The sequence below is a fragment of the Caballeronia sp. genome, from assembly GCF_049581465.1.
Classification (GTDB): domain Bacteria; phylum Pseudomonadota; class Gammaproteobacteria; order Burkholderiales; family Burkholderiaceae; genus Caballeronia.
Genome location: NZ_JBAUSA010000285.1, coordinates 16,077 through 28,902 on the forward strand (window position 1 = coordinate 16,077; position 12,826 = coordinate 28,902).

Sequence of the window (12,826 nt, forward strand, 5' to 3'; positions counted from 1 at the left end):
TGGGACCGTTACTTTGGCCGCACAACAACCGCGCTCACCATCAAGCGCCCGCGCTCCTTGAGTTATCTGAGGTTCCAGATTCCCCAAATTGCAATCAGCAAAGCCAGGCCAAGTCCACAACCCAAGACGACGTACGGATACATCTCAACTCCCCTCGAAATTTCATTACCGCGCTGATCAGCGCGTCAAAGCCCTAGCGGTATCGGCGGCGTGCCCTGCTACCGGAGCGTTTAGCGTCGTTGATGGGTGTCGCCCATCAGCCCACCCTATAGGGCACGCTACAATCGGTCGCGCAATCCTACCTCCCCTTCCTTTCAAAACGCATGGCTGGTTCCTCGCTGCTCAAACTGAAGATTTCGCCCCGTCTGCGTTGGGTTGCTCTATGGGGACCCGGCCTGCTCGTCATGCTCGCTGACTGCGATGCCGGGAATGTCGTAACAGCAGCGCAGGCCGGTGCGCAATGGGGCGTCCAGCTTCTGGTGGTGCTCCTTGGGCTCATCCCGCTGCTTTACATGGTGCAGGAACTCACGGTCCGCCTTGGAATTTTCACCGGGCGCGGGCACGGCGAACTCATCCGCGCGCACTTCGGCCCGTTATGGGCGTGGATATCCGCAATCGGACTGGTGATAGCAGTGCTTGGCTCGCTAGTGACAGAGTTCACGGGGGTGGCTGGCGTAGGCGAGATGTTTGGCGTTTCGCGGTCCGTTACCTTGCCGCTTGCCGTCGTAGCGCTGATAGGCGTCGTGCTGACCGGCTCGCATAAGCGTGTAGACAAGGTCGCAATCATCATCGGCGCCTTCGAACTGGCGTTTTTCGTTGTTGCATGGAAGACGCACCCGGATATCCACGACATGTTCGGGCAAATGAGTAACCTACCCCTGGGAAATCGCCAGTTTGGGTATCTCGCGGCGGCGCTGATTGGCGCGACGTTCAATCCATGGATGGTGTTCTATCAACAGGCGGCGGTAGCGGATAAGAAATTCACTGCGCGGGACTACGCGGCAGCTCGCGCCGAAACGGCCGTTGGCGCGGTCCTCACGCAGTTGTTGACGGCCGCAGTGCTTGTGGCGGCTGCGGCGACGCTGTGGGAACACGGTCGACCCAGCACGTTGCAAAGTGTGGGCGAAATCAGCACGGCCCTTGCAACTGTAGTCGGTCCTCACGCCGGGCGCGTCCTGTTCAGTGCCGGCGTGCTTGGCGCATCGCTGGTAGCAGCCATTGTTTGCTCGCTGTCGCTCGCCTGGGGGCTGGGCGAAGTGGCAGGGTACCGACGGTCGCTTGAAGACCGTCCCGCGACTGCGCCAGGGTTCTACGGAGTGTATGTGGCCTCCGTCGCCGGCAGCGCCTACGTCGTCTGGCTAGCGCCGAACCTCGTCTCGTTGAACGTTGCGGCGCAAGTGGTCAATGCGTTGATGCTGCCGCTGGTGATTGGGTTACTCATTGCGCTAAGCGTGCGAGCACTGCCTAGTCAGCATCGACCGCGTGGAGCTTACCTGTGGCTTGTCTCGGGCATCGCAGCGGTCGTCTCGGCAGCCGGCTTTCTTGGTGCGTGGCTAGGCTTTATTGCCTGAGACGCGCTATTCGGAAGAGGTTGTCGTGAACAGCCGCCCGCTACAATGCTGCCGGGTACCTTCGCCAACCACCGCCCCACCATGCTTCCTCTGAAATATCTAAGCGCGTATCCGGAAGCGCTTCAAGACAAAGTCCGAAAACTGATCGCCGATGACCGGCTTCGCGCGTATATCGGCGATCGTTATCCGCATAGGCACGCCGTGCAGTCCGACCGCGCGCTGTATCTGTACGTCGCCGACCTGAAGCAGGAATTCCTGCGCGTGGCGCCGGCTATCGATAAAGTCGTCTACGACGCCAAGCTCGATGTCCTGCGTCACGCGCTTGGACTGCACACGGCGATTTCGCGTGTGCAAGGCGGCAAGTTGAAAGCGAAAAAAGAGATTCGCGTGGCGTCGCTTTTCAAGGAAGCGCCGCCGGAGTTCCTGAAGATGATTGCCGTGCATGAGCTCGCGCACCTGAAGGAAAGCGACCACAACAAGGCGTTTTATCGCCTGTGCGAGTTCATGCAGCCGGGTTATCACCAGATCGAATTCGACTTGCGCGTTTATCTCACGCAGCGCGATCTCGAACGCAAAGTCGCACCGTGAGGGCGGCCTGTTCGACGTGTTCGACGCCCCCGCTCTAATCCGCCGCCGCATGCGCAAGCATATCCCCAGCGATTTTCTTGGCCGGCCGGATCAGCAACACCAGTGGCACCACGAGCAAGGTCGCGACGAACATCAGCTTGAAGTCGTTCAGATACGCAATCATCTGCGCCTGCTGGTTGATCGACTGATCCATCATCGCCATGTCGAGGCGCGATCCGCTGGCTAGCATCGACTGCATCGACGGATTGAACATATTCACGTTGGCCGCGAGATCAGCGTGTGCGACCTGCGTATTGCGGGTAATCAGAGTCTGCACAATCGAAATGCCAATACTGCTGCCGATATTACGCATCAGGCTATACGTGGCGGTGCCATCGGCGCGGAGCTCGGGGGTCAGCGTGGAAAACGACAACGCGCTCAACGGCACGAACACAAAACCGAGACCGAAGCCCTGGATAACGCCGGGCCAGACAATATCGGAAACCGACAGCACGATCGTGTATTGCATCATCTGCCAGAGGGCGAACGCCGAGATCAGAAAGCCGGCAAGCAACAACAGCCGCGCATCGACACGCTTGAGCAAGCGCCCCGCGACCAGCATGGCGATCATCGTGCCAACGCCGCTCGGCGCAGTGACAAGGCCCGTCGTGGCAACGGGATAATTCATCAGGTTTTGCAGCATGGGCGGCAAGAGCGCGCGCGTGGCATACATCACAGCGCCGATCACGAAGATGAAGCACACGCCAGTCGCGAAATTGCGGTCCTTCAACAACTCGTACTTGAAGAACGAGCGCTTGCCGGCCGTCGCCGTATGCGCGACAAAAAAGATAAAACTGAGCGCCGCCACCAACGCCTCGATACGAATTTCCATCGACCCGAACCAGTCGAGTTGCTCACCGCGATCGAGCATGGCCTGGAAAGCGCCAATCGCAAGACCCAGCGTGGCGAAACCGAAGGCATCGAACTTGACGCCGTGCTTGGCCGCGCGCGCCGGCAGGAAGGTTAGCACGCCGAAAAGCGCGAACGCGCCAACCGGCACGTTGATGAAAAATACCCAGCGCCAGTTGTAGCTGTCGGTGAGCCAGCCGCCGAGCGTCGGTCCGAGAATCGGGCCGACCATCACACCCATACCCCAGACGGCCATCGCCTGGCCTTGTTTTTCGCGCGGGTTGATGTCGAGCAGGATCGATTGCGACAGGGGCACGAGGGACGCCCCGAAAATGCCTTGCAGCAAGCGCGAAGCGACGATCTGCCCGAGTGTCTCCGATAACCCGCATAGGGCCGAAGCGATCGTAAAGCCGCCGATAGAGATGAGGAGCAGGCGCTTCGTGCTCAGGCGGTCAGAGAGCCAGCCGGTGAGCGGCGTGGCAATCGCGGCCGCGACAATATACGAGGTCAGCACCCACGTAATTTCATCCTGAGACGCGGAGAGCGTCCCCTGCATGTGCGGCAACGCCACGTTCGCGATCGTGCTGTCGAGTGTCTGGATCAGCGTGGCCAGCATGATCGACAGGGTCAACATGGGCCGGTTGAGCGGCGTACCGGCGGCGCTCGCCGGCATTGTTTCAGAAGACATTTACGGCCCGGTGCGCGACTCAATGATAAGCATGCTTATTATTATACTTACCACAACACATGAAATCGGCTGCCTGAACTACGTGGAAACCCGCACACCCGGGTGCGCGCGCAGGTTTCGTATAATCGCCGCATGCAAACGCATCTCGACAAGCGCTTCGGCTTTCTGGTTTCGGACGTGGGACGCTTGTGCAGCAGGCGTTTCGACGAACTCGCGAAGTCGTCCCTCGATCTCACGCGAGCGCAATGTCGTGCGCTCGCGTACCTTTCGCATTTCGGCGAGATGAGCCAGGCACGGCTCGCCGACATGCTCGACGTCGCACCGATATCGGCGGGACGACTGCTCGACCGGATGGAGGAAGGCGGCTGGATTGAACGCATGCCGAATCCGGATGACCGCCGCGAACGCACCGTGCGGATGACGCCCAAAGCGGAAGGCGCGCTTGTCAGGGCGCGCCGGGTGGGCGACGCGATCGCCACCGAGGCCCTTGCCGGCCTCAACGCCGACGAACGCGAGCAGTTGATCGCGCTGCTGCGGCGCGTACGCGCGAACCTGAGTACGATCGTGGATCGGTAAGTGGTGTGTCGGTGTTGGCACCTGCTATTGGGTGCTTTGCACGGTTTGCCCTGCTTGCCATGGACAGCATTCCCCGCTTGTCGATGCGCGCTACCTTTGGACACCGCCATGCTCATGCTGCTTGCCATCACACTTTCGGTCGCCGCTACGCTGGTCGTCGTGGCGATCCTCGCGAATTTCGTGAGCGGGGAAAAGAAGGTCGAGCACAACATCGAGCGCCTGTATTCCAGCGACGACCCGCAATTCATCCGGTCCATGAGCCTCCTCCTCGGGCCGCCCGTCACGTCGGGAAATCAATATCGCGTGCTCCTGAACGGCGACGAGATCTTCCCCTCCATGCTCGACGCCATCCGCTCGGCCACGCAGAGCATCACGTTCGAAACGTTCATCTACTGGTCGGGCGAGATCGGCGCTCAGTTTGCCGCGGCGTTGTCGGAGAAAGCGCGTTCAGGCGTCCCGGTGCATGTGCTGCTCGACTGGGTGGGCTGCAAGAAAATGGATCGAAAATACCTTGAGGAATTGCGCCAGGCCGGCGCCGAGGTCGTGCAATTTCACAAGCCGCACTGGACCGGACTCGGCCGGATGAACAACCGGACGCATCGCAAGTTGCTCGTGATCGACGGGCTCGTGGGCTTTACAGGAGGCGTCGGGATAGCCGAAGAATGGACGGGCCACGCGCAGGATGAAAAGCACTGGCGCGACACGCATTTTCGCGTGGAAGGGCCGGTCGTCGGGCATATGCAGGCCGTGTTCATGGACAACTGGATCAAGTCGACCGGCAACGTGCTGCACGGGCGGATGTACTTTCCCGAAGTCCCGGAGCGCGAACACGCTGAAGGCGTCGCGCACATGTTCAGCAGTTCGCCGACGCACGGCGCCGACGACATGGAACTCATGTATCTCATGGCGATCACCGCGGCGACGAACAGCATTCACCTCGCGAGCGCCTATTTCGTCCCGGACGGCCTTGCGATCAACGCGTTGGTGGAGGCGGCGCGACGCGGCGTGCGCGTATTGATCATGACGCCGGGCAAGCGTATCGATACCCACACGGTCCGCGAGGCGTCGCGTGCCTGCTGGGGCGACCTGCTTGCGGCGGGTATCGAAATCTACGAATATCAGCCGACCATGTTCCACTGCAAGATCCTGGTGGTGGACGACTATCTGGTGTCCGTAGGATCGACTAATTTCGATAGCCGCTCCTTCAAGCTCAACGACGAAGCCAACCTCAATGTCTACGATCGCAAGTTTGCACGCGAGCAAGTTGCGATCTTCGATGCCGATATCGAACGATCGCTACTCGTCACGCATCAGGATTGGCTGCACCGGCCGATGCTTGAGAAGTTGATCGAAAAAGTGGTGCCGCTCCTGGACTGGCAGCTTTAGGCTTCTTAGGCTCCCTTAATCGTCGTTGGCAGCCTGCGTCATCCCCCCGATCACCCCGCTGTTCATCAACTTGCCGACTTGCGCGTCGCTCATGCCGAGCACGTCGCGCAAGGTTTCGGCCGTATGCTCGCCAAGCATCGGCGGCGCCTGGTTGTACTGCACCGGCGTCGCCGATAAGCGCAGCGGACTTGCGACCGTCGGCGCAATTCCGGCGAGGCGGTGAGCGATCTCGCGCACCGCTCCTCGCGCCTTGGCCTGGGGGGAACTGAACGCCTGGGCCACGTCGTTGATCGGACCGCACGGTACGCCGCACGCTTCGAACGCGTCGATCCATGCGTCGCGGGTGCGGGTCATGAACGCGGCCTCAAGTTGCGGCAGCAGTTCAAGGCGGTTGATGCTGCGCGCGCTGTTCGTCGCGAAGCGCGCATCGAGCGCCAGTTCGGGCAGGTTCATCGCGGTGCATATCGAGCGAAACTGGCTGTCGTTGCCGCACGCAAGAATCAGGTGACCGTCGGCGGCTGCGAACGTCTGGTAAGGCACGATGTTCGGGTGCGCATTCCCCATGCGCTCCGGCGCGATGCCCGTGGTGAGATAGTTCGTCGACTGGTTCGCGAGCATCGCGAGCTGGCAATCGAGCAGCGCGATATCCAGATGCTGGCCTAACCCGCTCTTTTCGCGCTCCATCAGCGCGGCGAGAATGCCGGTGGTCGCGTACATGCCGGCCATCAAGTCGGTCACGGCAACGCCGACTTTTTCCGGGCCGCCGCCCGGCATGCTGTCGGGCTCACCGGTGATACTCATCAGGCCGCCCATGCCCTGGATCAGGAAGTCGTAGCCGGCGCGTTGCGAGAGCGGACCGGTCTGGCCGAACCCCGTCACGGAGCAATAGACGAGCCTGGGGTTTATTTCCGAGAGACTCACGTAGTCCAGCCCGTATTTGCTCAATCCACCCACCTTGAAGTTCTCGACGACTACATCGGACGTCTTTGCGAATTCGCGGATCAGCGCGGCACCCTCGCGTGAACTCATATCGATGGCAACCGACTGCTTGTTGCGATTCGCGCACAGGAAATAGGCACTTTCGGAGGTATCGCGTCCGGTGGTGTCGCGCAGGAACGGCGGGCCCCAGGAACGCGTATCGTCGCCCGTGCCGGGGCGCTCGATCTTGATGACCTGCGCACCCAGGTCGGCGAGGTTCTGGGTGCACCACGGACCGGCGAGCACGCGGGACAGGTCGAGAACGCGGATGCCATCGAGAGGCTGTTTTCGCGGCGCGGTGGTGGCGGCCTGTGGCGATTTAATGTCGTCGTGCGGCACTGTTTCTCCTTGTATTGGCGCGAATCGGCCGGTTTCTGCGGGCGTTGTTTGCGCGTTGTATGCACAGAAGCGGCGCGGCGAAAATGCCGTCAGTTGTATGCGTCGATTGTAGCGATATCGCGAATCGGGACATTTCAACCGCTGCCCCGCTCACCCGATTGACCGGAATCCGCAAAAAATCCCTGATTGCGTGGAATATTCCTCAAGGCCGACCCGTTTAGCCCATACGCCCACAAAAGCAATACGACAGACGAAATGAAAAGCCGACTCTCGGAGTTCGCTGCCGCCCTCGCCACGAGCTTCGCCCTGAGCGCCTACGCCGGGCCGCCGATGGCCGCAAACGGAATATTTGCGGATTCAAACGACATGACGCTCTACACTTTTGATAAAGACCCTGCTTCGGGTCCGAGCGCCTGCACCGGTAGTTGCGCGAAGGTCTGGCCGGCCTCGATGGCCGATGCATCGGATAAGCCTTCGGGCGACCTCAAAGCCGACAACTTCAAGGATGTCTGGGCACGTCGTGAAGTCGTAAGGAACCTTTAACGGGAGGAGAGAGATGAAACGAGTAATTGCACGCATGGCGCTTATCGGCGCGCTTGGGCTGATGGTGTCGGTGACGGCGTTGTCAGCGGGATGCACGGGCATGACGGATTCCAAACCCGCCGGAAGTAGCACCAGCGGCGGAGGCGGCGGTGGTGGCGGCGGCGGTTATTGAGCGCGCGTGCCTGACGTCATGCATCCGATGAGCATCGGCCGTTGAGCTTCGAGACCGACCTGGTCGCGGTTCTCCCGCAGTTGCGCCGCTACGCGCGCGCGCTGACGGGTGACCGCGCTTGGGCGGACGACCTCGTTCAGGACGTGACCGAACGCGCGCTCGGGCGCTCCAGCGGATTCCGTGCGGGGAGCAATCTGCGCGCGTGGCTTTTCACGATCATGCGCAATCTCTATATCGACCAGTTGCGTGGCAAGCGCGATATCGCCGTCGACGATGAAACCGCGCCGTGGCGCCAGATGGCCGCACCGGTCGGCGAAGTGGACGGCCTCGTGCTGCGCGACGTGCAGCGCGCGCTTTACTGCCTTCCGGTCGAGCAGCGCGAAGTCATGCTGCTCGTTTGTGTCGAGGAAATGAGCTATCAGGAGGTGTCCGTGGTGCTGAATGTGCCGGCAGGAACGGTCATGTCACGCCTTTCGCGGGCGCGCGAGCACATGCGCGTGCTGCTGGGCGAAGAACCGGGGCGCAAATCGGCGTCGTTGAAAATGGTGAGCTGAGCTGCACATGACTACATCCGACCAACCCGAACGCCCGGACGGCGTTGATTCGAGCGTGACCGCCGACGAGTTGCGTGCGTTGTCGGCGTTCATCGACGATGAATCGACTGACGCCGAGCGCGCCGAAACGGCTGCGCGTGTTGCCCGCGATCCGGCCAGCGCGGCGACAGTTGCGGCGTATCGTGCACAGGACAATGCGTTGCGCGCGCTTTTTGCCGCCGATGCCGCGCCGCAACTCATCGTGGTCCGCCCGCGTCCGCGCTACTTGATGGCGGCGAGTTGGCTGACTGTGGGTATTGCGTGTGGATTGTTGATGCACCTGGTGTTGCCGATGTTCGATCGCGAGCACCCGACGCCCATGTTCGCGCAACGCGCGGATATCGCCTATGCGGTTTATGCGCCTGAGCAACGGCACGCTGTGGAAGTGGCTGCGTCGCAGGAGGATCATCTGGTGATGTGGTTGTCGAAGCGGCTTAACCGTACGCTCACGATTCCTTCGCTGGATGAATACGGATTTGAGTTGGTCGGGGGTCGCCTGTTACCGGGCGAGGATGGCCCGGCCGCGCAATTCATGTATCAGAACGCGAGCGGTCAACGCCTGACGCTTTATATGACGAGCGGGTCGACCAAACGCAAAGAAGAATATGCGATCCGCATGTTGCGCCAAGGGGAGCGGCGGACGTTCTACTGGACCACCGATAACGCTGGATACGCACTGTCGGGACAAATCAGCGAGGCGAAGCTGCGCGCTATTTCGTTCGATACGTGCGCGGCGCTGGGTGGAGATCCGAAGCGCTGGCAGTAGAACATTTGGGGGTTGGGGAATCTGCACTTCAAGCGACGAACGGAAGGGCTGCACGCTCACCGCCAGCAACCCCGCCCACGTTCACCCCTTCCCTTCATCCGCCGCCATCAACCCGGCCCGGCTCTGCACCCCCCACGCCCGCGCTCCGCCAAGAAAGTCGACCCAGCCGAGCGCCGCGCCCACATGGCGCAGCAGTTGAAACGAGAACGGCTCGACAATCGCCGTCACAACCGCCATCCACAGGCTCGATCCAGCGGTGTCGCCAGTCCATCGCCGATACAAATGCACGGTCCACAGATGAAACGCGAAGTCGATCAGGATCTTCAACCCGATGACGCTGAAGACCGGCAACACGATGGTCCCGCGCCGATCCACCATAAACCCGATCAGCAAGGCGAACGCGGTCAGTCCATAGATGGGCTGCACGGTATCGAACGCTTTCACAGGAAGCATTAGCAGCCCGAGCGTGCCGTATCGGCGATTGCCGGTCATGTCGCGGTTCCAGTATTGCGTCTGCAGGAAGCCCGCAAACCAGCGCCGCCGTTGCCGCATGAAACCACCGAACGAACTGGGAGCATCCGTGATTGCGAGGGCATTGCCAACCACGCGCACATCCCAGTCAAGGCCGTTGTCGACCGCGTGTCGACGCAAACGGTGAATCAACTCGTAGTCCTCCACAAGACACTGCGGATCGAAACCGCCGACGGCCGCCAGCGCGTCGCGTCGAAACGATGCAAACGCGCCCGAAATCAGCAACAGGCTATCGGCACGCATCCATGCGAACCGCGCGATGAAATTTCGAATGTACTCGTACGTCTGGAACCATTGGAAGAAGCGTCCGCTGACCGTCTTGCTGCAAACCGGCACGAGGATTCCTGCCGCCGCGACCAGGTTCGGGCGCGCGGCGAATGCGCTGCGCATCGCGAGGATGGCGTCATCGGCTAGACGGGTATCGGCGTCCAGCGTCATCACAATCGGCGTATCGATCAACCCGATCGCGGCGTTCAGCGCACGTGCCTTGCCGCCGTGTTTCACGCGCAGCCAGAACAGATTCGGATGCACCGATGAAGCCGCGCTCAATGCGCCCTCGGGCGGCGCGATCAGGCCGAAACGCCGCGTGAGGAGATCAGCGGTGGCATCGGAGGAACCATCGTCGGCGATCACGATTTTCGCCGCGCCGTACGCCTGCCCGAGTAATTTCGCCAGCGTATTCGGCAGCACGGCGGCCTCGTTATGCGAAGCGACGATCACGCCGAGCGCCGGCAATCCCTTTTCGCGCTGCGCGCGGTCAAGCGGCTTCGGGCGCTTGACGAGCGTCCAGGATTTTGCCGCGACGAACATCAGGAGCAAGGTGTCGTACACGACGTACGCAATGCCCGTCGACCACGCCACGATGCCATGCAGGAAGAACGCGCGCGCGAACAGCACGATCCACAACACGACGACACCGCCATGAATCAGGACGCTCGCAAGCGTGACCGGGCGCGGCGCAATGCGCGGAGAAGCCAGTGCGAGCGCCGCTTCGAGGGACGTCGTCGAGGTCGTTTCCGGTTTTGTCTTGACAGGGGTGAGCACGATCACGGCACCATGCGCGAAATGACCGATTTCCGGTCGATCCACTGATGCTTCAGCGCGCCGCCCACATGCATGGCAAGCAGTGCATACAACGCGTAGCCAAGCCATGTGTGCAACGCGCCAAAACGGTCGTGAAGCGTCTCCTTGAGCGCCGGATCGAGATGCATCACGAAGCCGATGCGCGGCCACGGGATCAGGCCGAACAGATGCATCGGATGCGTGGCAGCGGCTTTCCACGCTGAATCGTGGAGCCAGCCGGAAAGCGGCAAGCCGATCATCAGCAGATAGAGCAGAAAATGCGCCACATGAGCCGCGATGTGTTCCCACTTTGGAAACGCCCGCGGCAACGGCGGCGGCTTATGGGAAAGCCGCCACAGGATGCGCAGCAAGACGAGACCGAGCACCGTGATGCCGATGGACTTGTGCGTATCGACAACAGGGCGCACCCAGTCATCAGGAAACGATTCCGCCGATAACCCCAGCGCCACGTTGCAAATAATCAGCACGGCGATGACCCAGTGCAGGGCCATCGCCGTGCGCGTGTAGCGCAAAGGGGCTTCAGATTCAGGCGGCCTCTCGGGCGTCTGTGACACCGCGTTGCCGGCATGCGTGGACATTCGAACTCCGTACGGGAAATGAAAGTCTATCGGTCCTGGCGCGCGAAGCATGCACTGGACGACATGGGATGAACGGCCCGTGACGATGGTTTATTCCCTTAATTGTGCGGGAAGACGCGAACTTGCGTTTGTCGTCAATCTGTCAGGAGGCCGTCTACAGGTACGGCGAGCACGGTCGCGAAGGCTATCGGGGAAGCGATCGCTTTATGCTCTGCTATAGTCTTTCCCATCTCCCTTCCCAAATCCTCGCGTGGACCACCTTCCCTTATGGGCGCAAATCAGCGCCATCTTTCTGCTTTTGTTTCTCTCCGCATTCTTCTCGATTTCCGAAACATCAATGATGGCGCTCAATCGCCATCGTCTGAAGCACCTCGCCAACCAAGGTTCGCTGCGTGCGCGCGTGACGCAAAGCCTATTGGCCAAGACCGATCAGTTGCTCAGCGTGATCCTGATCGGCAACAACCTGATCAATACGATCATTCCGGTACTGACCACCTCGATTGCGTTGCACACGTTCGGACACAACAACCTCGTGCTGTCTGTGACAACGGGAGTGGTCGCGTTCCTGATCATTGTGTTTGCGGAGATCGCGCCGAAGATCGTTGGCGCGACGTATCCGGAGAAAGTCGCGCTGCCGGCGAGCTTGATCCTGAGCCCATTGATGCGCGTGGCGCGGCCGCTTGTCTGGTTCGTGAACCTGTTTGCAAACGGCGTGCTGAGGGTTCTGCAAATCAACACGAAAGGCGGGCGCGATCAGCGGCTTTCCACCGAGGAATTGCGGACCATCGTGCTGGAATCGGGAAATTTCATGCCGACCAAGCACCGCAGCATTTTGCTGAACCTGTTCGACCTGGAGAACATCACGGTCGATGACGTGATGATTCCGCGCCGTCGTATCGAGGCACTCGATTTCGATGCTCCCTTCGACACCATCGTGCATCAGCTCGAAACCTGCTATCACAACAAGCTCGTGGTGTATCAGGGCGATATTGACCGCGTGCTCGGCGTGCTGCATGTACGCAAGACGCTGTCGGCGCTGCATAACCAGGAGTTCGGGCGCGAGACGTTGCGCGAACTCCTGGCTGAACCCTATTTTGTGCCGGCCGGGACGCCCGTGTTCCAGCAATTGCAGTTCTTTCAGGAGAGCCGGCATCGCATCGCCGTGGTGGTCAACGAATATGGCGAACTGCAAGGGCTGGTGACGCCGGAAGACATCATCGAGGAATTGATCGGCGAGTTCACCACGACCATTCCGCGAGGCGCCGGGTCGGTGGGCGGCTGGAACGAGGAAGGCGAATGCATCGTGGCGGGGAGCATGCCACTGCGCGAATTGAACCGGTGGTTGAAACTGACACTGCCTACCGATGGCCCGAAGACGCTGAACGGTCTGATTCTCGAGACGCTCGAAGAGATCCCCGACGGGGATGTGAGCATGCGAATCGCAGGCGTGCATTTCGAGGTGATGCGCAGCGACGATCAGGCGATCCGAACCGTCAAGATTTTCAAGCCGCAAGGCGTGGTGCTGAGGAAGAAGCAACGGTGAGAG

At 60.9% G+C, this 12,826-nt stretch carries 13 protein-coding genes; 9 read left to right on the forward strand and 4 right to left on the reverse strand.

Features of this window, described 5'->3' with window-relative positions; translation table 11 throughout:
* The first annotated feature begins 323 nt into the window (after nucleotides 1-323).
* Together WCA53_RS07125 and WCA53_RS07130 are read left to right on the forward strand one after the other, a co-directional pair.
* Nucleotides 324-1,571 (forward strand): NRAMP family divalent metal transporter, encoded by a 1,248-nt coding sequence (locus tag WCA53_RS07125; protein WP_423907361.1) that lies wholly within the window; start codon nucleotides 324-326, stop codon nucleotides 1,569-1,571.
* A gap of 81 nt (nucleotides 1,572-1,652) precedes the next feature.
* Nucleotides 1,653-2,159: a M48 family metallopeptidase gene (locus WCA53_RS07130; protein ID WP_423907363.1), complete on the forward strand. Its 507-nt coding sequence runs from the start codon at nucleotides 1,653-1,655 to the stop codon at nucleotides 2,157-2,159.
* A 34-nt stretch (nucleotides 2,160-2,193) separates the two neighbouring features.
* On the opposite strand, the gene WCA53_RS07135 is transcribed toward WCA53_RS07130, so the two are convergent.
* Entirely contained in the window at nucleotides 2,194-3,735 is a 1,542-nt protein-coding gene (locus tag WCA53_RS07135) for a DHA2 family efflux MFS transporter permease subunit (protein WP_423907365.1), read from the reverse strand.
* 132 nt (nucleotides 3,736-3,867) lie between these two features.
* Between WCA53_RS07135 and WCA53_RS07140 the strand changes: the two genes are divergently transcribed.
* Complete coding sequence (locus WCA53_RS07140) at nucleotides 3,868-4,311, forward strand: MarR family winged helix-turn-helix transcriptional regulator (RefSeq protein ID WP_423907368.1); 444 nt, start codon at nucleotides 3,868-3,870, stop codon at nucleotides 4,309-4,311.
* A gap of 114 nt (nucleotides 4,312-4,425) precedes the next feature.
* A complete protein-coding gene (cls, locus tag WCA53_RS07145) occupies nucleotides 4,426-5,697 on the forward strand; it encodes a cardiolipin synthase (protein WP_423907392.1) in 1,272 nt (423 codons plus the stop codon).
* A gap of 15 nt (nucleotides 5,698-5,712) precedes the next feature.
* Here cls and WCA53_RS07150 read toward each other — a convergent pair whose 3' ends face one another.
* Nucleotides 5,713-7,014: a CaiB/BaiF CoA transferase family protein gene (locus WCA53_RS07150; RefSeq protein WP_423907371.1), complete on the reverse strand. Its 1,302-nt coding sequence runs from the start codon at nucleotides 7,012-7,014 to the stop codon at nucleotides 5,713-5,715.
* A 255-nt stretch (nucleotides 7,015-7,269) separates the two neighbouring features.
* Between WCA53_RS07150 and WCA53_RS07155 the strand changes: the two genes are divergently transcribed.
* From WCA53_RS07155 to WCA53_RS07170, 4 genes are read left to right on the forward strand one after another with little or no spacing between them, the layout of a single operon-like run.
* A complete protein-coding gene (locus WCA53_RS07155; RefSeq protein WP_423907373.1) occupies nucleotides 7,270-7,557 on the forward strand; it encodes a hypothetical protein in 288 nt (95 codons plus the stop codon).
* A gap of 13 nt (nucleotides 7,558-7,570) precedes the next feature.
* Nucleotides 7,571-7,729, forward strand: a complete 159-nt coding sequence (locus WCA53_RS07160) for a hypothetical protein (protein WP_423907375.1) — start codon at nucleotides 7,571-7,573, stop codon at nucleotides 7,727-7,729.
* A 41-nt stretch (nucleotides 7,730-7,770) separates the two neighbouring features.
* Entirely contained in the window at nucleotides 7,771-8,283 is a 513-nt protein-coding gene (locus WCA53_RS07165; protein ID WP_423907378.1) for a sigma-70 family RNA polymerase sigma factor, read from the forward strand.
* A gap of 7 nt (nucleotides 8,284-8,290) precedes the next feature.
* Nucleotides 8,291-9,088, forward strand: coding sequence for an anti-sigma factor family protein (locus WCA53_RS07170; RefSeq protein ID WP_423907380.1), 798 nt, complete (start codon nucleotides 8,291-8,293; stop codon nucleotides 9,086-9,088).
* 81 nt (nucleotides 9,089-9,169) lie between these two features.
* Here WCA53_RS07170 and WCA53_RS07175 read toward each other — a convergent pair whose 3' ends face one another.
* Nucleotides 9,170-10,663: a glycosyltransferase family 2 protein gene (locus WCA53_RS07175; protein WP_423907394.1), complete on the reverse strand. Its 1,494-nt coding sequence runs from the start codon at nucleotides 10,661-10,663 to the stop codon at nucleotides 9,170-9,172.
* Nucleotides 10,664-10,665: 2 nt separating this feature from the next.
* Nucleotides 10,666-11,280, reverse strand: coding sequence for a cytochrome b (locus tag WCA53_RS07180; RefSeq protein WP_423907382.1), 615 nt, complete (start codon nucleotides 11,278-11,280; stop codon nucleotides 10,666-10,668).
* 250 nt (nucleotides 11,281-11,530) lie between these two features.
* On the opposite strand from WCA53_RS07180, the gene WCA53_RS07185 reads away from it, so the two are divergent.
* On the forward strand, nucleotides 11,531-12,823 hold the full coding sequence (locus WCA53_RS07185; RefSeq protein ID WP_423907384.1) for an HlyC/CorC family transporter: 1,293 nt from the start codon (nucleotides 11,531-11,533) through the stop codon (nucleotides 12,821-12,823).
* The last annotated feature ends 3 nt before the right edge of the window (nucleotides 12,824-12,826 follow it).

What these genes read in the sequence shown, in the direction of transcription:
- WCA53_RS07130 (WP_423907363.1), top strand. Translation starts at nt 1,653, where the DNA reads ATGCTTCCTCTGAAATATCTAAGCGCGTATCCGGAAGCGCTTCAAGAC.
- WCA53_RS07125 (WP_423907361.1), top strand. Translation starts at nt 324, where the DNA reads ATGGCTGGTTCCTCGCTGCTCAAACTGAAGATTTCGCCCCGTCTGCGT.
- WCA53_RS07140 (WP_423907368.1), top strand. Translation starts at nt 3,868, where the DNA reads ATGCAAACGCATCTCGACAAGCGCTTCGGCTTTCTGGTTTCGGACGTG.
- WCA53_RS07155 (WP_423907373.1), top strand. Translation starts at nt 7,270, where the DNA reads ATGAAAAGCCGACTCTCGGAGTTCGCTGCCGCCCTCGCCACGAGCTTC.
- WCA53_RS07180 (WP_423907382.1), bottom strand. Translation starts at nt 11,280, where the DNA reads ATGTCCACGCATGCCGGCAACGCGGTGTCACAGACGCCCGAGAGGCCG.
- WCA53_RS07160 (WP_423907375.1), top strand. Translation starts at nt 7,571, where the DNA reads ATGAAACGAGTAATTGCACGCATGGCGCTTATCGGCGCGCTTGGGCTG.
- cls (WP_423907392.1), top strand. Translation starts at nt 4,426, where the DNA reads ATGCTGCTTGCCATCACACTTTCGGTCGCCGCTACGCTGGTCGTCGTG.
- WCA53_RS07170 (WP_423907380.1), top strand. Translation starts at nt 8,291, where the DNA reads ATGACTACATCCGACCAACCCGAACGCCCGGACGGCGTTGATTCGAGC.
- WCA53_RS07135 (WP_423907365.1), bottom strand. Translation starts at nt 3,735, where the DNA reads ATGTCTTCTGAAACAATGCCGGCGAGCGCCGCCGGTACGCCGCTCAAC.